19 protein-coding genes are annotated in these 24,261 nt (G+C 37.4%); 17 read left to right on the top strand and 2 right to left on the bottom strand.

All coding sequences use genetic code 11. From position 1 onward, the window contains the following. The first annotated feature begins 27 nt into the window (after positions 1–27). The 5 genes from rplQ to truA all read left to right on the top strand — a co-directional run bounded on the left by rplQ (position 28) and on the right by truA (position 3,983). Entirely contained in the window at positions 28–408 is a 381-nt protein-coding gene (gene rplQ / locus EsVE80_RS11600) for a 50S ribosomal protein L17 (protein WP_016173543.1), read from the top strand. Between the two features lie 354 nt (positions 409–762). After that, entirely contained in the window at positions 763–1,602 is an 840-nt protein-coding gene (locus EsVE80_RS11595) for an energy-coupling factor ABC transporter ATP-binding protein (protein ID WP_173103859.1), read from the top strand. Then, positions 1,578–2,435, top strand: a complete 858-nt coding sequence (locus EsVE80_RS11590) for an energy-coupling factor ABC transporter ATP-binding protein (protein ID WP_173103858.1) — start codon at positions 1,578–1,580, stop codon at positions 2,433–2,435. Before EsVE80_RS11595 ends, EsVE80_RS11590 begins: the two co-directional genes overlap by 25 nt. Continuing rightward, positions 2,432–3,229: an energy-coupling factor transporter transmembrane component T family protein gene (locus EsVE80_RS11585; protein ID WP_173103857.1), complete on the top strand. Its 798-nt coding sequence runs from the start codon at positions 2,432–2,434 to the stop codon at positions 3,227–3,229. The genes EsVE80_RS11590 and EsVE80_RS11585 overlap by 4 nt, the downstream gene beginning before the upstream one ends. A 10-nt stretch (positions 3,230–3,239) precedes the next feature. Next, complete coding sequence (gene truA / locus EsVE80_RS11580; protein WP_173103856.1) at positions 3,240–3,983, top strand: tRNA pseudouridine(38-40) synthase TruA; 744 nt, start codon at positions 3,240–3,242, stop codon at positions 3,981–3,983. Positions 3,984–4,037: 54 nt separating this feature from the next. Here truA and EsVE80_RS11575 read toward each other — a convergent pair whose 3' ends face one another. Continuing rightward, positions 4,038–6,629, bottom strand: a complete 2,592-nt coding sequence (locus EsVE80_RS11575) for a YfhO family protein (protein ID WP_173103855.1) — start codon at positions 6,627–6,629, stop codon at positions 4,038–4,040. Between the two features lie 469 nt (positions 6,630–7,098). Then, positions 7,099–7,287, bottom strand: a complete 189-nt coding sequence (rpmB, locus tag EsVE80_RS11570; protein WP_016173549.1) for a 50S ribosomal protein L28 — start codon at positions 7,285–7,287, stop codon at positions 7,099–7,101. A gap of 326 nt (positions 7,288–7,613) precedes the next feature. On the opposite strand from rpmB, the gene EsVE80_RS11565 reads away from it, so the two are divergent. The 12 genes from EsVE80_RS11565 (at position 7,614) to smc (ending at position 24,160) form a co-directional block, all read left to right on the top strand. Further along, on the top strand, positions 7,614–7,976 hold the full coding sequence (locus EsVE80_RS11565) for an Asp23/Gls24 family envelope stress response protein (protein ID WP_016173550.1): 363 nt from the start codon (positions 7,614–7,616) through the stop codon (positions 7,974–7,976). 45 nt (positions 7,977–8,021) lie between these two features. Continuing rightward, complete coding sequence (locus EsVE80_RS11560) at positions 8,022–9,710, top strand: DAK2 domain-containing protein (RefSeq protein WP_173103854.1); 1,689 nt, start codon at positions 8,022–8,024, stop codon at positions 9,708–9,710. Positions 9,711–9,806: 96 nt separating this feature from the next. Next, positions 9,807–11,843 (top strand): ATP-dependent DNA helicase RecG, encoded by a 2,037-nt coding sequence (recG, locus tag EsVE80_RS11555; protein ID WP_173103853.1) that lies wholly within the window; start codon positions 9,807–9,809, stop codon positions 11,841–11,843. 180 nt (positions 11,844–12,023) lie between these two features. Beyond that, positions 12,024–13,034, top strand: a complete 1,011-nt coding sequence (gene plsX / locus EsVE80_RS11550) for a phosphate acyltransferase PlsX (RefSeq protein WP_173104203.1) — start codon at positions 12,024–12,026, stop codon at positions 13,032–13,034. Positions 13,035–13,146: 112 nt separating this feature from the next. Beyond that, a complete protein-coding gene (acpP, locus tag EsVE80_RS11545; RefSeq protein WP_071864237.1) occupies positions 13,147–13,389 on the top strand; it encodes an acyl carrier protein in 243 nt (80 codons plus the stop codon). A 545-nt stretch (positions 13,390–13,934) separates the two neighbouring features. Then, positions 13,935–14,939, top strand: a complete 1,005-nt coding sequence (locus tag EsVE80_RS11540; protein ID WP_173103852.1) for an ABC transporter ATP-binding protein — start codon at positions 13,935–13,937, stop codon at positions 14,937–14,939. Beyond that, positions 14,940–15,884, top strand: a complete 945-nt coding sequence (locus tag EsVE80_RS11535; RefSeq protein WP_173103851.1) for an ABC transporter ATP-binding protein — start codon at positions 14,940–14,942, stop codon at positions 15,882–15,884. It begins immediately after the preceding gene. Between the two features lies 1 nt (position 15,885). Continuing rightward, complete coding sequence (opp4B, locus tag EsVE80_RS11530) at positions 15,886–16,848, top strand: oligopeptide ABC transporter permease (RefSeq protein WP_173103850.1); 963 nt, start codon at positions 15,886–15,888, stop codon at positions 16,846–16,848. Positions 16,849–16,864: 16 nt separating this feature from the next. Next, entirely contained in the window at positions 16,865–17,794 is a 930-nt protein-coding gene (locus EsVE80_RS11525) for an ABC transporter permease (protein ID WP_173103849.1), read from the top strand. Positions 17,795–17,865: 71 nt separating this feature from the next. Further along, a complete protein-coding gene (locus EsVE80_RS11520) occupies positions 17,866–19,653 on the top strand; it encodes an oligopeptide ABC transporter substrate-binding protein (protein WP_173103848.1) in 1,788 nt (595 codons plus the stop codon). Positions 19,654–19,862: 209 nt separating this feature from the next. Beyond that, a complete protein-coding gene (gene rnc, locus EsVE80_RS11515; RefSeq protein WP_173103847.1) occupies positions 19,863–20,555 on the top strand; it encodes a ribonuclease III in 693 nt (230 codons plus the stop codon). A gap of 26 nt (positions 20,556–20,581) precedes the next feature. Then, positions 20,582–24,160 carry a chromosome segregation protein SMC gene (gene smc, locus EsVE80_RS11510; protein WP_173103846.1) on the top strand — a complete coding sequence of 1,193 codons (3,579 nt, stop codon included), beginning with the start codon at positions 20,582–20,584 and terminating at the stop codon, positions 24,158–24,160. Positions 24,161–24,261: the final 101 nt, after the last annotated feature.

The following is a 24,261-nucleotide window of genomic DNA, read 5'->3' as shown; positions in this document are numbered from 1 at the left end:
GCAGAATCAAAAAGGAGGGAATTCCACGTGAGTTACCGCAAATTAGGACGCACATCTAGCCAACGTAAAGCGATGTTGCGTGATTTAACAACTGATTTATTGATCAACGAACGTATCGTAACGACTGAAGCTCGTGCTAAAGAAGTTCGTTCAACTGCTGAAAAAATGATCACTTTAGGTAAACGCGGCGATTTGCATGCCCGTCGTCAAGCAGCTGCTTTCGTACGTAACGAAGTAGCAAGTGTACGGGAAGAAAACGAAGAAATCGTTATTGAATCAGCTTTACAAAAGCTATTTAACGATATCGCTCCTCGTTATGCAGAACGCCAAGGTGGCTACACTCGCATCTTGAAGACAGAACCAAGACGCGGCGATGCAGCACCTATGGTTATCCTAGAACTTGTTTAATATCACACTTTTCATCACTTTATCGATGTCCTTTAGAGTGTTATGATGTTGGAAGTAATTTCCGAGTCTAGCTCAGCGCCGCCCCTTAGTTTAACTAAGGGGCAGGCACTCATCATAAAGTGCTTTTTTTTTACCCAAAATTTACTGTCAAGACAGATTGGAAACAGAATGCCTCCTAAATAATTTTTATCAAATAAAAAAATGAAAAATTGTTTAGGAGACATTCAGTAATAACAATTTGTATTTGCCTTTATTTTCTGCTAAATTTATTAGGAAAAGCTTTTAAATCAGCTTTTTTACTCGTAATTATTTATTTATAGGAATGAGACTAAGGAATAAAGGACAGGAGTCGCCATGGAAGATATTATTGAACTTGTAGATATCCAATTCAGCTATGATCCAGAGGCTGAAAGAAATGCGCTAGATGGGGTTAGCTTTAGTATCAAAAAAGGTGAGTGGGTTGCAATCGTTGGACATAATGGTTCTGGTAAATCTACTTTAGCTAAAACAATTAACGGCTTACTCTTGCCGCAACAAGGCAGTGTAAAAGTTGGCGGTAATTTATTGAATGAAGAAAATGTTTGGGATATTCGCCGCATGGTAGGGATGGTTTTTCAAAATCCAGATAATCAATTCGTTGGTTCAACTGTCGAAGATGATGTCGCTTTTGGTATGGAAAATCAAGGTGTCCCGCGTGAAGAAATGTTAGTGCGAGTCCAAGATGCTCTAGAGCAGGTTCGAATGAGTGACTTTAAACAAAGAGAACCAGCGCGTCTATCTGGTGGGCAAAAGCAGCGCGTAGCGATTGCCGGTGTGGTAGCATTGCGTCCGGATATTATTATTTTGGATGAAGCGACAAGTATGTTAGATCCAGAAGGTCGCGAGGAAGTTATTAGCACCATTAAGAAAATTAAAGACCAAAATAATTTAACAGTTTTATCAATTACACATGATATCGATGAAGCAGCTAATGCCAATCGGATTTTGGTAATGCAAGAAGGTAAGCTGGTGAGAGAAGGAACACCAGCAGAAATTTTTTCTGCTGGCGAAAAACTAATTGAATTAGGTTTGGATTTACCTTTTCCAGAAAAATTAAAAGCAGCTTTAAAAGAGCGGGGCGTTGTGGTACCTACAGAATACTTGACTGAAGAAGGGATGGTGAATTGGTTATGGACATCCATTTTGAACAAGTAGGCTTCACCTACCAACCGGGAACACCATTTGAACAGCGAGCTTTGTATGATATTGATTTGGAAATTGCGGCGGGCTCTTATACTGCAATTGTCGGTCATACCGGCAGTGGTAAATCTACGTTACTCCAGCATTTAAATGCACTGCTAAAACCAACAAGTGGCACGGTCACAATTGGTGAACGTAAAATTATTGCTACGACGGATAATAAGAATTTAAAACCTATTCGAAAAAAAGTAGGGATTGTTTTTCAATTTCCTGAAGCCCAACTTTTTGAAGAAACTGTTGCAAAAGATATTGCTTTTGGGCCGAAAAATTTTGGTGTATCAGAAGAAGCAGCTAAAGCTTTAGCCCAAGAATATCTCAATTTGGTTGGGCTAGACGCTTCTTACATGGAACGCTCACCATTTGATCTATCAGGTGGTCAAATGCGTCGTGTGGCAATTGCAGGGGTGTTGGCGATGGAGCCAGAAGTATTAGTCTTAGATGAACCAACCGCAGGGCTTGATCCAAAAGGACGTAAAGATATGATGGAGATGTTTTTACGACTACATCAAGAAAAAAATATTGCGATTGTTTTAGTAACACATTTGATGGATGATGTGGCAAATTTTGCTGATTATGTCTATGTGTTAGAAAAAGGCGCGTTAGTAAAATCAGGTCGGCCAGTAGATGTCTTTCAAGATGTAACGTGGGTACAAGAAAAACAGATTGGTGTACCGATGGCGACAGAATTTGCTTTGCGTTTGCAAGAAAAAGGAATGCGTTTTGATCGTTTGCCAATTACTGCTGATGAATTAGCGGAAATGCTCTTAGCAGGAGGTGGTGTTAAATGATGAATAAACTGATTTTTGGTCGTTATATTCCGGGAGACTCTTTAATTCATCGTTTAGATCCACGAGCTAAATTAATTGCTAGCTTTTACTTTATTGCTGTTATATTTTTTGCGAATAATTGGCAAAGCTATGCTTTTTTAGCCGTCTTTACGCTGGGGTGTATAGCTCTTTCGAAAGTAAAAATCTCTTTTTTTATTCGAGGAGTGAAACCTTTAATTTGGTTAATTTTATTTACGGTCTTGTTACAAGTATTATTTACTACAGGTGGTAATATATTGTGGCACTGGTGGGTTTTTACCGTGACAGACTATGGTTTAATGAATGGGGCTTTTATTTTTTGCCGTTTTATTTTAATTATTTTCATGTCAACGTTATTGACTTTAACGACTGCACCGTTGGAATTATCCGATGCGATTGAGTATATTTTGCGTCCTTTAAACGTTGTGCATTTCCCGGTTCATGAAGTTAGCTTAATGCTCTCAATTGCGTTGCGGTTTGTGCCAACTTTAATGGATGAAACAGAAAAAATTATGAATGCCCAGCGCGCACGTGGGGTTGATTTTGGTGAAGGTAGTTTGGTTCAAAAAATGAAAGCAATTATTCCGCTTTTAATCCCGTTGTTTGTTTCGAGTTTTAATCGAGCAGAAGACTTAGCAACTGCTATGGAAGCAAGAGGCTACTCTGGAGGAGAAGGACGGACAAAATATCGAAAATTAGATTGGCATCTGAAAGATAGCATGGTTGTGGTTGTCTTTGCAGTCGTGACAATTTTATTGATTTTAATTCGGAATTGAGGAAGTAAATTTGCGCTATAAAGCTATTATTGCTTATGACGGTACGAACTTTCACGGCTTTCAACGCCAAGTGTCAGGGCGGACTGTCCAAGCAGAACTAGAAAAAACGTTAACAAAAATGAACAATGGGACTTTTGTTGAAGTGCAAGGCTCTGGTCGAACGGATGCAGGTGTTCATGCTTTAGGACAAGTTATTCATTTTGACTTTCCAAAAGAGCGACCTTTAGAAAAAATGCGTTTTGCTTTGGATACCCAGTCGCCAGCAGATATTGCTTGTAAAAGTGTTGAAGTTGTTCCAGATGATTTTCATGTCCGCTATTTAGTTAAGGAAAAAACGTATCAATTTAAAGTAGATATTGGAAAACCCCGTAGTCCGTTTCGTCGTTTTTATGCTAGTTACTATCCTTATCCTCTTGATTTGGCAAAAATTGAAGCTGCTCTGCCCGCATTTTTAGGCACACATGATTTTACTTCGTTTTGTGCTTCTGGTAGTTCAGTGGAAGATAAAGTTCGCACGATTCGGGTTGCAAAAATGGCGGTTAATGACGCTGGTGATGAATTGACGTTCACTTTTACTGGGGATGGTTTCTTATACAAAATGATTCGCATCATGGTAGGAACATTATTGAAAATTGGTAATGGGCGCCTAGAAGCAGATGCAATTCCCGCTATTATCAAAGCAAAAGACCGTAATCTAGCAGGACCAACTGCTCACCCGGAAGGTTTGTATTTGGTTGAAGTGAAATATGACTAAAAAACGTTGTTAGGTTGTCTAAATTAGACAGCTTAACAACGTTTTTTTGAGTGGTTATCTTTTCTTTTGGTAAAAACGATCAAAGAAATAGAAAAGAACTAAACAGCTGATAAATAAGGCGACACCTAGAATAAAGCCTGGTGGCAAATAGCGCAATGTAATGTTGTGTTTTCCGGCTTTTACTTTAACAGCGAGAAAAGCATCTTGAAAGGCAGTAATTGGGACTTTTTTTCCATCAATTTTAACTTGCCAACCTTTATCAAAAGGAATGGTTGTGATCAATAATTGATCTTCTTTGGCACTAAAATTACCAGTTGCGCTACGGTTGCCCGTTGTTAATGGTACACCATTTTGCTGCAGACGTTTCATAGCCTTCTCATAAGCAGTAGTATCTAGTGTAACGACTTGAGGATTTTGTAAGCCAATCGATTTGGTACCATAAAAACTAGCTGTAAAAGTAATGGTAGTTTCTTTATCATAATAACCCAAATCGTAATATTGGCCGCTAATGTTAATTTGGGTCTTGCGCTTTTGACCGTTGATTAAAATAGTGACAGTAGAGCTTTCTAGTTCCGCGAAATCTTCTGGATAAAGGCTTAAATAAGCTTGACGATGTGCCGGAATAGTTAAGCTCCAAGTGATATCTTTAGCAATATTAGCTTTTTCTTCAGTTAAACGTAAGAAATTACCATTATTTGTAACCGTTGTATTATCTGTTTTTACTACCGATAATGGATAAAAATCAAAGTAGTGCAGATTTTCGCCACTTAAGGCATTCACTAAATTTGTCTGACTCGTTAAATTATCATTTTCAGGTTGAATAACTTTAGTAACACTAGCGTCAGTCAAAAAGGCTAGAGGTAAAGCATAATCATTTTCATATAATTGGTACGCAGCTTCTTTAGCTTTTTCTTTAAAACCAAATTTATTTAGTGGGGTTGTGGTTAAGTTGTATTTAATACCCGTAAAACCATCCATCAACAACGTATTATTCGCATAACGGATATTTAGATTGGTTCCCCTCGAGCGAAAGCCTAAACGGTCTAAATAACTAGAAGAATGGCGATTGCGAATCGATGAAAACATACTGATACCGCTATAACCATAATTAAAGCTATCATTACTAGAGACAGGATCAAGGTTTTCTAACCGATAAAATGTTTGATTACTTGTTTTGGTTTGATCAACTAAATTTTTAATAGCAGGATAAGGCTCTGTATAGAGGCTGCGAGATGCATAATTCCAATCATTTAAAATGCCGCGCACCATGCCATTTGTATTAATAGCCGCTTCACAACAAACGACTGCTAATAATAGAATACGCGCAGTTTTTTTAGTGAAGCTATCTTTGGCTGTAAATGTAAAAACTAAAATATATAACAATAAGAAGCAAATCGTTAAAACAAAAGAGCCAAATTTTACATAAGTATATTCGTTATCACCTCTAAGTCCCATAGCAAAACAAAATAAAAGCATCAGACTAATCAGAACGGCTACTAGTCTAGGCCAGTATTCCGGTTTGAATTGTTCCCAACCATAACCGGCTAACATGATGACTAAAAAGGAAAATAAATAAGCGTAGCGGAATAAAAACATGTTTGGGGCATGCATTCCTTGCCAGAACAAATTCAATGGTACTAGGTAAAAACTAGCAATTAGAATTGCAAATAAAGCGGCAAAAAGTATTTTTTCTTTGTGTGCTATTGATTTTGTTACAAAGTAAAACAAACAGAAGGTTAAAGGTAGTAAACCAATATAAATGAAAGGAATACTGCCGTATTTAGTCGTATCATAGACACCAATCATATTTTTCATAAAAATATCTAAAAAATTTGTCGCTTCCGTTTTTAATTGGGTAATTTGAGTTAACTCCTCGCCGTTTGTGCGCAAGTCCAAAACAGCCGGTAAAATAATAATCATCGAAGCACCGCCGGCTAAAATAGAAGTTATGCCATAAGGGAGAATTTTGGATTTATTCGTTTTGAAATTGCTAATAAGGCGCACAAGAAAATAAAGAACAGAAAAGATTCCAATCATAAAACCCATATAAAAGCTGGAAATGAAAAGTAACAGGTAGCTAAAAAATAAGACACGCGGTTTTTGTAATAACAAAAGACGATCAATCCCCCAAATAATTAAAGGAAGATAAATCAAGGCATCAATCCACATAATAATTTCAGAATGAGCAATAATAAAAGACATTAAAGCGTAACTCACTGCCAATGTAACGTGAGCCCACTTATCAATAGCAAAAGTGTGTTTGGCATAAAACCAAAAAGCTAAACCGGCGCTACCGACCTTTAACAAAGTTAAAAAGTAGAGGGCATCTGGCATAAGCTGATTGGGAAAAAACAATACGAAAGGAGTAAAAACTCCGCCCAAATAATAAGAAATTAAGGAAAGGTAATTCAATCCCAAAGAGGCGTGCCACGAATATAAAAAGCTCTGTTTCCCAAGCATGGCATTGCGAAAACTGGCGTGGAAATTAGAAAATTGTGAAAAGGCATCACTAGCTAAAATACTCCGGCTACTACCAGGATAAATCCCAATTGTTAAATAAATAAAGGCCAAGATAAAAAAGGGCAGGCCGAAACTCGCCAACATTAAAAGACGATTTTCCTTTAGAAAAGATTTCACTTGTTGCATTAGGTCACCAAATTTCTCTAGATTAAAGTTAAAACTTGTTTCTATTTTATCACAACTCCACTTGCCTGAAAGCTTTGAAGAAAAAAGAAAAAACTCTTTTAAAATTTGAAAGCCGTATTAAAAGCTACTTCATGACGCTTCATAACGCTTCGTTGAAAAAGGGGACTAAAGTCAATATGCGAATTGGTATATTCTTGTTTTTGAAGGCTAAGCGTCTTGACACTGTATAAAAAATGCAGTATTTTTAGGGTATTAAAAAAACATATTTCGTCTCAATATTACATGATGAATATTGGCACATATCTATAAAGAGACTGGCTTTTCGCCAGTCTTTTTTTGCGTTTTTTCGTTTTGCTATTTTCTAAATGTTTTTTGAGATGATCATTTTTTAATAACGAGTTTTTTGTAAAAATAGACACAAAAAAACCGTCTAAGTTTCCTTAGACGGTGTATTGTAGTCTAGTGTCAATTAAACGCGCTCAACTTTTCCTGATTTCAAAGCACGAGCTGATACCCAAACTTTTTTAGGTTTACCATCGATTAAAACGCGAACTTTTTGTAAGTTAGGTTTAACTGTACGTTTTGTAGCGTTCATCGCATGGGAGCGGTTATTTGCACTTGATGTTTTACGACCTGTAAAATAGCAAACTTTTGCCATGTGACTAGTTCCTCCTTTGCCTTGCTATGGAGCGCATATTAGGGCTCATACTAACTGAATTTACCATAAACGATCCAATTATGCAAGCTAAATTTGCCGGCAAATATTGACTTTTTATGCTAAACCATGTAAATTAAACAACGTTGTAGGCTTCGTGAATATTTTTACTGCCGTTAGCTCTTTCTTTTATTTAAAGGGTAGCTATGATAAAATACTATAGAAGAAAATGGGGGAATTTGTGCCCCTCTTTTGTTGCATTCGCCATTTATTATGCGAAATGCAAGAGAACACATTTTGTAAAGCTTAAATTAAGGGGGCTTATTTTTATGGCTGTAAAGATTAATACTGCATCTGGCACAATTGAGATTACAAACGAAGTAATTGCCACAGTTGTTGGTGGCGCCGCTACCGACGTATTTGGCATTGTTGGCATGGCCAGCAAGAGTCAAATCAAAGATAATATCAATGAAATTTTACGTAAAGAAAATTATTCCCGTGGCGTTATCGTGCGACAAGAAGAAAACGGCGTGGCGGTGGATGTTTACACCATCGTTAGCTATGGGACGAAAATATCGGAAGTTTCTCGCAATGTACAAGAAAAAGTGAAGTACAATTTGGAAACAATGTTAGGCGTAACGGCTAATTCCGTTAATGTTTTTGTTCAAGGTGTACGTGTACTGCCAGATTAGGCAGGAGATCAGCTTTTGAGGGATCGATTCTAAGGAGGATTATCAGTGAAAGTAACGGAAATAAGCGCAAGTCAATTCCAGGAAATGGTCCAGGCTGGTGCTAGTCGTCTGCAAGTTAATGCAGAATATGTCAACTCGTTGAATGTTTTCCCGGTGCCAGATGGCGATACCGGAACGAACATGAATATGTCCATGACCAGTGGCGCTAAAGCTGTTTTAGATTCTGCATCAGAAAATGTTGGCGAATTGGCCAATATATTAGCCAAAGGATTACTGATGGGAGCTCGGGGGAATTCCGGTGTTATCTTATCACAATTGTTCCGTGGTTTTTCCAAACAAATTCCAGATGTTGTCACACTAAATGCAGTGGATTTAGCCAAAGCATTTACCCACGGGGTAGAAACGGCGTATAAAGCAGTAATGAAGCCTGTTGAAGGTACGATTTTGACTGTAGCGCGAGTGGCAGCAGAGTATGGCGAGAAAAAAGCAATCGAAACAGATGACTGCGTGGAAGTTTTAAAAGCAGTTGTTAAAGGTGGGAAACGTGCTTTAGCAAAAACACCGGATTTATTGCCTGTATTAAAAGAAGTAGGCGTGGTCGACAGTGGCGGTCAAGGATTGCTATTTGTTTATGAAGGTTTTTTGGCTGCTTTAACAGGGGAATATCAAGCCGATGAAACTTTTGAACCAACTCCTGCAGCAATGGATGAAATGGTCAATGCTGAGCACCATCGCAGCGTTCAAGGACAACTAGCAACAGAAGACATTAAATTTGGCTATTGTACTGAAATTATGGTGAATATCGGCGAAGGTCCTACCGTGGATAGTGAATTTGACTACGAAACTTTCCGTAACTACTTAGATGGTTTAGGAGATTCATTATTGGTTGTGAATGACGATGAAATCATTAAAGTTCATGTGCACACAGAACATCCTGGTGAAGTCATGAATTATGGTCAAAAATTTGGTGCTTTAGTTAAAGTGAAAGTGGATAATATGCGTTTGCAGCATGAAACCATTTTAGAACACGATCATCAAGTAGAAGAATTTGCTACAGAGTCTGTAAAACAACCTCGCATGCCGTATGCAGTAATTGCAATTGCAGCCGGTGATGGGGTAGCAAAATTATTCCGCAGTCTAGGGGCAAATTACGTAATCTCTGGTGGTCAAACTATGAATCCAAGTACCCAAGATATTTTAGATGCGATTGAAAAAGTAAATGCTGACAAAGTAATTGTATTACCAAATAATAAGAATATCTTCATGGCTGCAGATCAAGCAGCTGAAGTAGCTGAAGTTCCTGTGGCGGTAATTGCGTCTAAAACAATTCCACAAGGTATGACTGCTATGTTAAGTTTTAATGAACAAGCAGATTTAGAAGCTAATAAACAGGCAATGACAGATGCATTAGCAGATGTTATTTCTGGTTCTGTGACGCATGCCATTCGCGATACTAATATTGATGGTATTGAAATTCATGAAGGCGACTTCTTAGGCATGGTGGACGGTGCAATCGTTATTTCAAATTCTGATCAAATGAAAACAGCCTTGACAACTTTGGAAAAAATGATTACAGCAGATACTGAAATTATTACAATTATTTTTGGTGATGAAACCAAAGAAAAAGATGCAAAAGCAATTGCAGAAGCGTTACTAGCTAAACATGAGGATTTAGAAGTTGAAATCCACGAAGGAAATCAACCGGTATATCCATACTTATTTGCAGCAGAATAAAATAAATTTGCTAAATTGCAGGTGAAACCAGCTACTCCCAAAGACGAGCCTGGTTTCACCTTTTATTTATTTTTTATGAAGAACTGAGGTGGGAAAGTGGCAGCAGGACTGAAAACAGAAGTTGATTTTTTAAAAGGGGTTGGACCAAAACGAGCCCAAGATTTAGCGAGTTTAGGAATTGTTACAGTGGAAGATTTACTAAGTTATTATCCTTTTCGCTATGATGATATTAAAGAACGGGATTTAACGGAATTGGCTGATCAAGAAAAAGTTACTTTGAAAGGAGTCGTAGTTGCACCAGCAGTGGTGAACCGCTTTGGTTACAAAAAATCGATGTTAAAATTTCGCATGATGCAAGATCATGTAGTTTTTAATGTTTCTTTTTTTAATCAGCCCTATTTAAAAGATAAAGTTATTTTGGGTGAAGAATTAGCAGTTTATGGCAAATGGGATGCAAAACGTAAAGCGATGACTGGGATGAAAATTTTAGGATCCGGTACAGATGATGATTTTGCCCCAATTTATCACGTTAATAAAAGCATTAAGCAAAAGACATTAATTGATTTGATTCGTCAGGCTTTTGATCTTTACAAAAATCAAATTGAAGAAAATCTACCTCGGTCATTAAAAGAAAAGTATCGGTTGCTAGATCGTGAAAAAGCCATGTATGCCATGCATTTTCCAACTGATAAAGAAGAAAGCCATCAAGCCAAACGACGTATAGTTTTTGAAGAATTCTTTATCTTTCAAATGAAGTTACAGTCTCTAAAGCAAGTAGAAAAAGCCGCAATTAATGGTCTTGCTATTCAGTACGATGTAAAGCGTCTGAAATCCTTTATAGCGAGTCTGCCTTTTGAATTGACTGCTGCGCAAAAAAAAGTTACCAATGAAATTTGTGCAGATTTAAAAAGTCCGCTACATATGCAGCGACTATTGCAAGGTGATGTTGGTAGCGGAAAGACGGTAGTAGCAGCTATTGCTTTATACGCTACTATGACAGCAGGTTTTCAAGGAGCTTTAATGGTACCAACAGAAATTTTGGCTCAACAGCATATGGAGAGTTTAAATCAATTATTTGATCCTTTAGAAGTTTCTACTGCGCTTTTAACGGGTTCCACTAAGGCAAAGGAACGCCGAATTATTTTAGAACAACTTGCAAACGGAGAAATAGATGTGGTAGTAGGAACTCATGCATTAATTCAAGAAGATGTCATTTTTGCCAATTTAGGTTTAGTGATTACTGATGAGCAGCACCGTTTTGGTGTGAATCAACGACGCGTTTTACGGGAAAAAGGGTTACGGCCAGATGTCTTATTTATGACTGCCACACCAATCCCGCGCACATTAGCGATTACGGCCTATGGGGAAATGGATGTTTCAATTATTGATGAACTTCCAGCCGGCCGTATCCCGATTGAAACACGCTGGGTTCGTCCAAGTCAGTTAGATTCTGTTTTAGACTGGTCACACCAGGAGTTAAAACAAGGTCATCAAATGTATGTTATTTGTCCGTTAATTGAAGAATCAGAAACACTAGATGTCAAAAATGCGACAGAAGTTTATGAACACCTCCAAGCTTTTTATGGACAAGAGTATAAAGTTGGTATGCTCCATGGCAAAATGAAAAATCAAGAAAAAGAAACAATTATGACAGACTTCAAAGAAAATAAAATGCAAATTTTGGTTTCGACGACAGTAATTGAAGTCGGGGTCAATGTTCCTAATGCAACTGTTATGTTAATTATTGATGCAGAACGCTTTGGGCTGGCCCAACTTCACCAATTGCGCGGACGGGTTGGTCGAAGCGCGAAAGCGTCCTATTGTATTTTAGTTGCAGATCCGAAAAATGAAACTGGTGCTGCGCGGATGAAAATCATGACAGAAACCAATAATGGTTTTGTCTTAAGTGAAGAAGACTTGAAGTTACGCGGACCAGGAGAAGTATTTGGTTTTCGACAATCGGGTATTCCGCAGTTTATTGCTGGCGATTTAGTTGCAGATGCTAATATTTTAGAGGTAGCCAGAAGTGAAGCACAAAAAGTTTGGCAAATGAAAAATTGGCACGTTCTACCAGAATATCAAGGATTAGTTGCAGCAATAAAAAATCAGGCAGAAACGCAATTTTTTGATTGATTATGCTATACTTTGTAACATATGAAAAGAGGTTGGGATAGAAGTGTTCAACTTCAAGAAATTTCGGATTGTTTTTTGAAGAATCTACTTTTGTCACAATGTTTATGCGTGAACAGGGGTTGAGACAAATTAATCTCCCAGCTTCTGTAATTGATGGTTTACAGGGGGTATAACGAAATGATGAAAATCGCAGTAGATGCGATGGGTGGCGACAACGCTCCCAAAGCAATTGTCGAAGGCGTAATGTTGGCGAAAAAAGATTTTCCCGATATTGAATTTCAATTATATGGCAAAGAAGCAGAAATAAAGAAATATGTAACGGATGAAGCAAATGTTAAAATTATTCATACAGATGAAAAAATCAACAGCGATGATGAACCGGTAAAGGCAATTCGACGCAAAAAGCAAGCTTCAATGGTATTGGCAGCGCAAGCAGTTAAAAATGGTGAAGCAGATGCTATTTTTTCCGCAGGGAATACCGGTGCATTGCTAGCGGCAGGATTATTCATTGTTGGTCGCATTAAAGGCATTGAACGTCCCGGTTTAATGTCCACATTGCCGGTTCTTGGTAAAGAGGGTGGTTTTGATATGTTAGACCTCGGCGCCAATGCAGATAACAAACCGGAGCATTTGTTGCAATACGGAATTTTAGGTTCTTTTTATGCACAACATGTTCGGGGAATTGCCAACCCACGGGTAGGACTTTTAAATAATGGGACAGAAGAGACAAAAGGCAGTGAGTTAACGAAAAAAACTTTTGAACTTTTAAAAGCCGAAAATAATCTTAATTTTATCGGGAATGTCGAAGCACGAGAACTTTTAAACGGTGCAGCAGATGTAGTTGTGACAGATGGTTTCACGGGTAATGCAGTTTTGAAAACAATCGAAGGAACTGCTCTAAACCTGATGGCTTTGCTAAAAGAATCTATCTTAGCAGAAGGTTTTAAAGGGAAAATGGGCGCTTTACTTTTAAAAGACGGTCTACGTAATTTAAAAAACGAAATGGACTATGCAAAATATGGTGGAGCTGTTTTATTTGGCTTAAAAGCTCCTGTAATTAAAACCCACGGCGCCACGGGTCCTGAAGCTGTTAGCTATACAATTCGTCAAATTCATACAATGTTAAAAACAGATATGGTACCCCAATTAGTTGCACAATTTGAAGCTCGCGAAGAAGAAAAAGTCGATTAAAAAGTTTTTAAAACAACAATTACCTAAAAAAGGCTAGACAAAGTATTTAGAAACCCTTAAAATGTTTGGTAGCTATCTTTTGATATTGTCATAAACGTGGAGGTGAATACATTTGACGCGTGAAGAAGTATTTAAAAAAGTAGCAGCCGTGATTGCAAACCACTTTAACGTGGATGCTGATCAAGTTACTGATACTATGAGCATCAAAGACGACCTGAATGCAGATTCCATTAGCGTGATGGAATTTGTCTTGGAATTAGAAGATGAATTCGGTACCGAAATTTCTGATGAAGATGCCGAACAAATCGAAACAGTAGGTAGTGCAGTAGATTATATTGCCAGCCACTTGTCATAAGAAAACAGTTAAAACTGAATCTTTTGTCATTAAAAGAGGAAAGAAATTTTTTCGGAAATTTTCTTTCCTCTTTTTCTTGCACTAAAAAAACATGGTTTTTCTAATTTTACAGCAATAATATGGATAGAGACAGATTTTTCATAGGATAAAAATACATAAAATGAAATAAATTTGTATGGATTTTCACTTGTAATTTGATTTGAAAGTGCTTTTTTTTACAAAAATTAATCTTTAAAGTGATTATTTATGGGAATCTTTGTGAAATTGCATGAATTGTAGCTAAAATTTACGCTTTAATTTTTATAAGGAATTAGCTTAATAGCAAGTTTTTCCTCAAATTTCAAAGAAATCAAAAATAATTTTGGGAGTTTTCTGAAAATTCTGCTTTCACAGCTCTTTAACTTGCATTATGATACACCTTTCTATATAATTATTAAGAAATATTAGCGGAAATAATTGGAGACTGGAAGAAGACAGCATCTCTTCCATGCTTTTTTACATTTTCCGGCAAAAAATCTCCGTATTAGCGAAAGAGGGGTATTGGATTGTCACAAGATAATCAATTATTAGAAGTTCAGGATCTACACACGGGCTTTCGTATTAAAGATGAATACTACGATGCTGTTGACGGTGTGTCATTTACTTTAGAACGTAATGAAATTTTAGCGATTGTTGGCGAGTCAGGTTGTGGAAAGAGTACACTTGCCACTACCATTATGGGATTACATGATCCAAAAAACACCCGGATCACTGGTGAGATGCTTTATAAAGATTTGGATTTGGCCAATTTAAATGAAACTCTATATAACAAAATTCGCGGAAACGATATTGGAATGATTTTCCAAGATCCATTGTCCGCTTTGAATCCGTTGATGCGAATTGAAGACCAAATTAAAGAAGGTCTGGTTTATCATACCAATATGACTGCAGAGCAACGTCAAGCGCGAGCAATGGAATTACTCGAACAAGTTGGGATTCCAAATCCTAAACGAGTAGGACGTCAATATCCTCACGAATTATCTGGTGGAATGCGCCAACGGGTTATTATCGCGATTGCAATTGCAGCAAAACCACCGATTTTAATTGCCGATGAACCAACTACCGCACTGGATGTAACAATCCAAGCGCAAATTTTGGATTTATTAAAAGACTTACAAGAAGAGACGGAGTCTGGCATTATTTTAATTACCCATGACTTGGGAGTTGTAGCAGAAATGGCTGATCGAGTAGCCGTGATGTATGCCGGTCAATTTGTTGAAGTTGCACCAGTAGAAGAGTTGTTTAACAATCCGCAACATCCTTATACACGTTCACTTTTAAACTCCATTCCGCAAGAAGACAATCACGATAATGAACTTCACGTTATTGAAGGGATTGTTCCTACCTTGGTGAAAATGCCACGAACAGGTTGTCGCTTTGCACCACGGATTCCTTGGATTCCCGAAAGTGATCATGAAGAAAATCCAACTCTACACGAAGTTGGAAAAGATCATTTGGTGCGTTGTACTTGCTACAAGCACTTCCATTTTAAAGACGAAGGAGAAGTGTAAATGTCAGAATTAATTACGATTAAAGATCTGAAAATCCACTATCCAATTCGCAGCGGTTTCTTTAACCGTGTGACCGACCATGTTTATGCCGTTGATGGTGTTGATTTTGTCATCGAAAAAGGTAAAACATATGGTCTTGTAGGGGAATCAGGTTCAGGCAAATCCACAACAGGTAAGGCTATTTTGGGATTAGAAAAAGTTACCGGTGGAGAAATTATTTATAACGGACAAGATGTTACCAAACGTAACGTGCGTAAAAAAATGAATTACAACAAAGATGTCCAAATGATCTTTCAAGATTCTATGTCTTCTTTGAATCCTAAAAAACGTGTATTAGACATTATTGCTGAACCACTACGTAATTTTGAACGTTTAAGTGATCAAGAAGAAAAACAACGTGTGAAAGAATTATTAGATATCGTAGGGATGCCAGAAGATGCATTGTACAAATATCCTCACGAGTTCTCTGGTGGGCAAAGACAACGTTTAGGGGTTGCTCGCGCTGTTGCAACTAATCCCAAGTTAATTGTTGCCGATGAACCAGTATCGGCTTTGGACTTATCAGTACAAGCACAAGTATTGAACTTCATGAAGCGAATTCAACAACAATATGATTTAAGCTATTTATTTATTTCCCATGACTTGGGTGTAGTCAAACATATGTGTGACAACATTGCCATTATGTATAAAGGTCGGTTTGTTGAAATTGGTAGTCGTGAAGATATTTATAATGATCCACGCCATATTTATACCAAACGTTTATTATCTGCTATTCCTCGTATTGATGTACCAAATCGTGAGGCTCATAAAGAAAATCGCCGTCACGTCGAAGAAGAGTACATCAAACATCAAAAAGATTATTACGACAATACGGGCCGCGTATACGATTTACGCAAGATTACAGATACCCATTCTGTCGCATTATTAAACGAGGGGGCTAAATAAAATGTGGAAAACAATTTTACGACGTGTACTTTTAATGATCCCTCAAGTTATTATTTTGAGTATTTTAATCTTTATGTTAGCCAAAATGATGCCTGGGGATCCATTTACTGGGTTGATTAGTCCAACTACATCACCATCTCGGATTGCAGAACTAAGAGAACAAGCTGGATTGAATGATCCATGGCCACAACAATATGTTCGTTGGGTTGGAAATGCTTTAAAAGGTGACTTTGGTATCAGCTATAACTACAAATATGCTGTTACTACCGTTATCGGTCAACGGATCGGCAATACTGTCCGTTTAGCAATCGTTACAGTTATTTTGACTTATTTGATTGCTATTCCAATGGGGTTATTTGCAGGACGTTATCAAAATTCTTGGTTTGACAAATTTGTTGTTGCTTATAACTTTATCAGTTTTGCCATTCCAGTATTCGTATTGGCATTAATTATGCTATTGATTTTTGGTTATCGCTTGGATTGGTTTCCTACCACGGGGAGTGTCTCGATTAACTCCAGCGCAGGTTCCTTTAGGTATTTCTTAGATGAGTTATATCACGTTGCATTGCCGGCAATTGTACAGGCGTTATTGGGAACGGCCGTAACCATTCAGTATTTGCGTAGCGAAGTTGTTGATGCAAAACAAATGGATTATGTGCGGACAGCACGATCTAAAGGAGTGCCAACCAATCGTGTATTTACTCGTCATATTTTTAGAAACGCATCATTACCAATTGCCTCACAGTTAGGTTATGAAATTGTCGCATTGATTTCTGGTTCAGTGGTTATCGAGCGTATCTTTAACTATCCGGGGATTGGAAACTTGTTTATTTCAAGTATCCAACAACGGGATTATGCTATCATCACTGCTTTGACGTTGATTTTCGGGATTGCTACTTTGATCGGGACATTGGTGTCTGATATCGTGATGAGTATCGTTGATCCTCGGATCCGCATTCAGTAGGTAGGGGGATAGTAGAATGTCTGAAAAAAATACAGCAGTAAAAACAGCTCCAGTTGAAAAAGTATCGGTTCCGCCAATGGGGATTCGGATGATTGCCCGCGAATTCGTTAAAGATCGTTTGGCACTTTTTTCACTAATAATTTTAGTTTTATTATTACTTTTTGCTTTTGTGGGAGCTTTATTCTTTGATCAAAGTTTAGTCAATACCGTTAATCCTATTGACCGCTATTTAGAACCGGGTTCTATTTCCATGGAAGGTCATAAATTACTTTTAGGTTCTGATGATGGTGGTCGTGATGTTTTAGGACTACTTGTTATTGGGGCACGAAATTCAATTTTTATTGGGTTTGCCATTACCATTGCAACATCGATTATTGGTGTAGGTATCGGGATTATGTCAGGTTACTTTGGCGGTATTTTCGATATGATTGTGATGCGTATTGTCGATTTCGTTATGATTTTGCCAATTCAATTAATCATCATTGTATTGGTAACTATTATTCCGCGCTATACAGCATTGAGTTTAGTAATCATCATGAGCGCATTTTATTGGACGGCTAAAGCAAGACTTTTCCGTGCGAAAACATTGTCAGAAGTGCGTCGCGACTATGTCTCAGCTTCTAAAACGTTGGGAACGAATGATTTCAAAATTATGTTTAGAGAAATCATGCCGAACTTAAGTTCATTAATCATTACAAACTTAACGATGAACTTTGCGGGGAATATCGGGATTGAAACAACATTAACTTTCTTAGGCTTTGGTTTACCAAATGAAACGCCAAGTTTAGGGACATTAATTTCATTTGCAACAGATTCTGATGTCTTAGTAAATAAACAATGGGTTTGGGTTCCTGCTTCAATTTTAATTTTAGTTTTAATGTTATCTATCAACTATGTCGGACAAGCTTTTAAACGTTCTGCGGATGCCCGTCAACGTTTGGGTTAATTACGGTATAACCATCTCTTATAGATGTTTGTATAAAATAGGTTTTTAGTAAAGATATGGGAGGAACGGAAATGAAGAAAAAAATCATGGGTATGGTATCATTGTTCAGTATTTTTGCATTAGCTGCCTGCGGTTCTGGTAATTCAGACAACAGCAAAAATAACGACAGTGGTTCAGGCGACAAAGCAGCAGAAACATCCTTTGAAATGGCAACAAAAAATGATAAAAAGGCGATTGACGGCGGCACTTTAGAAGTCGCAGTCGTATCAGATACTGACTTTACAGGTATTTTCAACTCAGCCTTTAGCCAAATCACACTGGATACCTACTTTAGTGAGCCAGCAGAAGAAACATTAGTTACCGTTGATAAAGATTTGAAAATTAAAGAAGATAATCCAGCATCAACAGTTAAAATGGATCCAGATAACAAAACAGTTACCATGACAGTCAAAGATGGCGTAAAATGGAGTGACGGTAAAGACGTTACGGCCGATGATATGATCTTCCCGTATGAAGTAATTGGACACAAAGACTACAATGGCGTGCGTTACAGTGATGCTCTACAACAAATCGAAGGTATGACTGAATACCACGAAGGCAAAGCAGATTCCATTAGTGGTATTGAAAAAGTAAACGAAAAAGAAATCAAAATTAAATTCAAAAAATTCCTACCTTCAATTTTACAAGGTGGTAATGATCCAATCTTAGGTTATGCAATGGCAAAACATGCTTTTGAAGGTATTGCCGTAAAAGACATGGAAGGTTCTGATCCTGTCCGTAAAAACCCAGTTACAATGGGACCTTACAAATTTAATAAAATCGTTGCAGGACAATCAGTTGAATTTGTGCCAAATGAATATTACTATGGTGAAAAACCAAAATTAGATAAAGTTGTCATGACTAAAGTTGGTACAGCTGCAGCAGCAGAAGCAATGAAGTCTAAAAAATATGACATGTTTATTGAAATGCCAACAAACACATATGATTCTTGGAAAGATAACAAAGGCTACCAAATGCTAGGTCAATTAGACAATGCTTATGATTACATCGGCTTCAAGATGGGTAAATGGGATGCTGATAAAGGTAAAGTTGTCATGGATCAAAATGCTAAAATGGCAGATAAGAACTTACGTCAAGCAATGGGTTATGCATTGGACAACAAAATTATCGGTGAACGTTTTTACGCCGGTTTAAGAACGCCAGCTAACTCATTAATCGTACCTCCATTTGGTGAATTACACGACAAAGATCTTAAAGGTTACACTCAAGATGTTGATAAAGCGAAAAAATTACTAGATGACGCAGGTTACAAAGACACAGACGGCGACGGCTTACGTGAAGATAAAGATGGTAAAAAATTAACCATCAACTTTGCTTTCCGTGACAACTCTGGTGTAGCAAAATCAATCGCAGACTACTACATCCAATCATGGAAAAAAGTTGGATTAGACGTTAAGTTAACAGGTGGTCGTTTGATGGAAGTAAACAGCTTCTACGACAAACTAGGTGCAGATGATCCTGAAATTGACGTTTACCAAGCTGGTTGGTCAACTGGTTTTGATCCAAATCCAAGTGGTTTGTATGGAACTGTGGCACAGTTTAACTTCACTCGTTTTGAATCAGAAGAAAACACGAAATTACTAGAAGAAATGTCTTCTGAAGAAGCATTAGATCCTACTAAACAAGTGGAATTGTACAAAGAATGGCAAGAATATGCATCTGATCAAGCATTTGCAATTCCAACAATGTACATGTACACACTACGTCCTGTAAGCGATCGTGTTGTAGACTTCACAATCGAACGTCAATACGATGCTTACCCATGGGCTACAATCGGTGTAAGTTCTGAAGAACGTTAGTTAATCGAAAAAGACCGCGAGTATTCGCGGTCTTTTTTTGTATATTTAACTATCAAAAAAAATATTTTTTATTCTTCCAGTCATAATACTTAAAAGTTATTTGGAAATGAAAGGAGATATCGTGAATAACATTTCCTAAACGCTAGAAAATCAGTATAATAAGAAAGTGAGTGTTGAAACAAAATCCAACCTAAAAAGGACTGTCAATAATGGATAATCAATTACAAACTATGTTAAAAGAAAAATTTGGGATTGTTTTTAAAAACGTATCCTTATTAGAACAAGCATTTACCCATTCATCTTATGTCAATGAGCATCGCAATTTGAATTTAGCTGATAATGAGCGTTTGGAATTTCTAGGCGACGCTGTTTTAGAATTATTGGTTTCTCGGTATTTGTATCGTCAGTATCCAGATTTACCAGAAGGCAAGTTAACGAAAATGCGGGCATCTATTGTCAGAGAAGAAAGTTTAGCCGCATTTGCTAAAGAATGTCAGTTTGACGAAGCAATTAAATTGGGTAAAGGGGAAGAAAATTCAGGTGGTAGAACGCGTCCTTCCCTTTTATGTGATTTATTTGAAGCTTTCTTAGGAGCACTTTACTTGGATCAAGATTTAGAAACAGTCAAAACATTTATCCAAAAAGTTATTTTTCCTAAAGTAGCTGCTGGTGCTTTTTCACATGAGATGGATTATAAAACACGTCTACAAGAAGTTTTACAAAAAGGTGGCGACGTGCATATCGATTATCGTTTAGTCAAAGAAGAAGGTCCCGCACACGAACGGATTTTTTGGACTGAGGTATATTGTGATGATCGTTTGATTGGTAAAGGCCAAGGGAAATCAAAAAAATTAGCTGAGCAAGCAGCGGCAAATAATGCCCTAGAAAAACTTGCAGAGTAGACGTTAGAAGGGAGCCCGGAGCTTTCGTGTATTTAAAGAAAATTGAAATCGCAGGCTTCAAGTCTTTTGCCGATCGGACTGTAATCGACTTTGAAAATAGTGTAACGGCAGTTGTGGGGCCAAATGGTAGCGGTAAGAGTAATATAACTGAAGCTATTCGCTGGGTTTTAGGCGAGCAGTCAGCAAAAAGTTTACGTGGAGGAAAAATGCCGGATATTATTTTTGCCGGTTCTGATTCTCGTAAAGCATTAAATATTGCAGAAGTCACAGTTGTACTAGATAATAGTGATCACTATCTACCACTTGATTACAGTGAAATCAGTGTCACGCGGCGATTGCATCGTAATGGTGATAGTGATTTTTACATTAACAAACAAAGCTGTCGTTTAAAAGACATACAAGACTTATTTATGGACTCAGGCCTTGGCAAAGAGTCCTTTTCTATCATTTCCCAAGGTAAAGTTGAGGCAATATTTGCTAGTAAGCCAGAAGATCGACGCGGGATTTTTGAAGAAGCTGCGGGTGTTTTAAAATATAAACAGCGAAAGAAAAAAGCAGAACAAAAATTATTTGAAACAGAAGATAATTTAAGTCGCGTGCAAGATATTGTTTACGAATTAGAAGATCAATTAACACCGCTTAAAGAACAAAGCCATGCAGCTAAAGAATTTTTGCGCCTAAAAGAAGAGTTAAAGTGCATTGATGTGGCGCATACGGTAACAGAAATTAAACTAGCTAAGAGTACTTGGGATCAAGCAGAAGAAAATTTACAGCAGTTAAATCGTGATCTACAAAATTTAACGCGTAAAATGACAGCCGCTGAAAATAAACTACAAACTAAGAGACAAAAACGCCAAGAACTGGATCAGTGGTTAGAAACTGCCAATCAGCAATTATTATTTTTGACAGAGAGTTTAAAACAAGCGGAAGGGCAACAAGAAGTACTATTGGAGCGTTCCAAGCACACGAAGCGTAGCTTTTCTGAATACGAAGAAAATTTGGCTGAAAATCAAGCAAAAATCGAACAGCTAGAAGCTGCTAAACAAGCGCTTATTCAAGAGCTTTCTACTAAAAATGGCCAAGTACAAAATTTGGAAGCAAATGTAGCTACGTTAAAAGAGGAGTTAACTCGCCTGCAAAAATCCACGAAAGAACTCCTAGAAGAGTTACGATCTCAATACGTGGAGAAAATGCAGGAACACGCCAATATAGGCAATGATTTAAAATATTTGGAACGGCAATATTTACAAGAAAATGCTAAGAATCAAAAAACAATTACCAAACAAGGGGAGTTACACAATCAAATTGCCTCTCTTTCTGTTCAAAAAACTACATTCGAAGAAAAACTAGCTGAAGCTAAAAAAACGTTAGTAGAGCAACGTAATACGTATATTCTAGTTCAACAACAAGCGCAAAAACTACAGCAAGAATTTGAAACAGAACAAAAGAAAATGTACAGTTTGATGCAGCAAGTCCAACAAGTGCGAGCAAAACAAAAAAGTTTACAAGATATTCAAGACAATTACAGTGGCTTTTATCAAGGTGTCAAAATGGTGTTGCAAAATAAAGAACAATTGACGGGAATTGTAGGGGCAGTGGCAGAACTCATTCAAGTTCCGACAGAATATACCTTGGCTATTGAAACAGCACTAGGTGGAGCGGCACAACATATCGTTGTAGAAAATGAAGGAAATGCGCGCCAAGCCATTACGTTTTTAAAAGAACGACGTGGTGGTCGAGCGACTTTTTTGCCACTAACAACAATTAAAGATCGGCATGTAAGTGATGCAGTGGTGAATATGGCTAGTAAAAACAAAGGTTTTTTAGGTGTAGCTAGTCAATTGGTCAAGGTAGCAGAAAAACTTCAACCCATTTCTGACAACTTGCTTGGGACTACGTTAATTGCACAGGATTTAACAAGTGCCAATGAAATTGCGCGTGATATTCAATTTCGTTATCGGGTTGTTTCTTTAGAAGGAGATGTCATGAATGCCGGTGGCTCAATGACCGGTGGTGCTACCAAACGGGGAAATCAAGGAAGTCTGTTTAGTCAAACTAATGAACTACAAAATTTAACAGCAGAACTTCAGATGCTAGATACTCGCTTGCAAGCTACAGAAAAACAAGTCCAACTAATAGAAACGCGAACAAAAGAGAAGAATACTGAATTAGAACAATTACGTAATAGTGGGGAAAGTGCCCGCTTAAAAGAACAAGAGTTAACCAATCAAGTTCAAAATATTTTGCAAGAATTGCAGCGGCTAGAAAAAGAGCAAAAAGTATTTGCCTATGAAAATCGAGAGGTTCAGCAGTTTTTAACGGAATATGAAGAACAAAAAGCAGATTTAATTGCCAAACAAGCTCAAGTAGATAGCCAACGCGAAAGTATTAATCACGAAATTCAACAGCTCACCCAACAAGAAGATGTAATAGAAGCTAAACGACAAGCTGCTAGTACAGCTTTAGCAACTAAACAAGCAGAGTTGGCTGTGGCTTGTGAGAAAGTCAGTAATTTAAAACAAACGCTTGCTACTACTGAAGCTACATTAAAAGAGGCCCAAAATCGTCAGGAAAGCTTAAGTCGACAAATGACAGCTTTAAATTCTAATTCCAGTGATCATGAATTATCAGAAGAAGCATTGCAGAAAAAAGTATCAGAGCTTAGTCAGAAAAAAATGAATTTAGAGACTGAATTGACGCTCAAGCGCCAAGAACGTAATCAATTGCAACAAGTTATCACCGATGCTGATGAAGAAGTAACCCAATTGAATGGAACACAAAAGACATTATTATCCCAAAAGACTAAAGAAGAAGTAGCAAAAAATCGTGCAGATATTCATTTAGACAATCTTTTAGTCTATTTACAAGAAGAGTACAGCATCACTTTTGAATTAGCAGTAAAAGAATATACAGAAATTTCAGATAGCCAACAGGCAAAAAGCGAAATTCAACGTTATAAACGTGAAATTGAACGACTAGGACCAGTTAATCTAAATGCTATTGAACAATATGAGCAAGTATCAGGACGCCATACATTTTTAACAAGTCAACGGGATGATTTGTTAGCGGCTAAAGACCAATTATTCAAAACGATGGACGAAATGGACGAAGAAGTGAAAGTTCGTTTTGGTGAAATTTTTGAAGCAATTCGGTTGCGATTTAAAGATGTTTTCCCGCAAATGTTTGGTGGGGGGCGTGCTGAATTGTTGCTAACAGACCCAACCGATTTATTAAATACAGGAATTGAAATTGAAGCACAACCACCAGGCAAAAAACTACAAAACTTAAGTTTACTTTCTGGTGGGGAACGTGCGCTAACAGCAATTGCATTGCTATTTTCAATTATTCAAGTGCGTCCGGTACCATTTTGTGTATTGGATGAAGTGGAAGCGGCTTTAGATGAAGCCAACGTGACACGCTTTGGGAGCTATTTGAGTCGCTTCCAAGATGATACACAGTTTATCGTAGTAACACATCGGAAAGGGACAATGGAAGCCGCAAACGTATTATATGGTGTTACGATGCAAGAATCTGGCATTTCTAAAATTGTTTCTGTCCGTTTAGAAGATGTTAGTGAAGGCGGTAAAATTAAAACAGAAGCCTAAAAGTATTCTAAGCTTGAATAACTAGCAAGATTTAAGATGTGGTTTTGATAAATGGTTTTATAAATTTATTGAGATTTCGATTATAGGCCGAAAAAAGTTAA

It is taken from the genome of Enterococcus saigonensis (assembly GCF_011397115.1).
GTDB classification, from domain to species: domain Bacteria; phylum Bacillota; class Bacilli; order Lactobacillales; family Enterococcaceae; genus Enterococcus_C; species Enterococcus_C saigonensis.
Note: the sequence above shows the minus strand (reverse complement) of the source record. Positions and strands in the feature narration are given on the sequence as shown.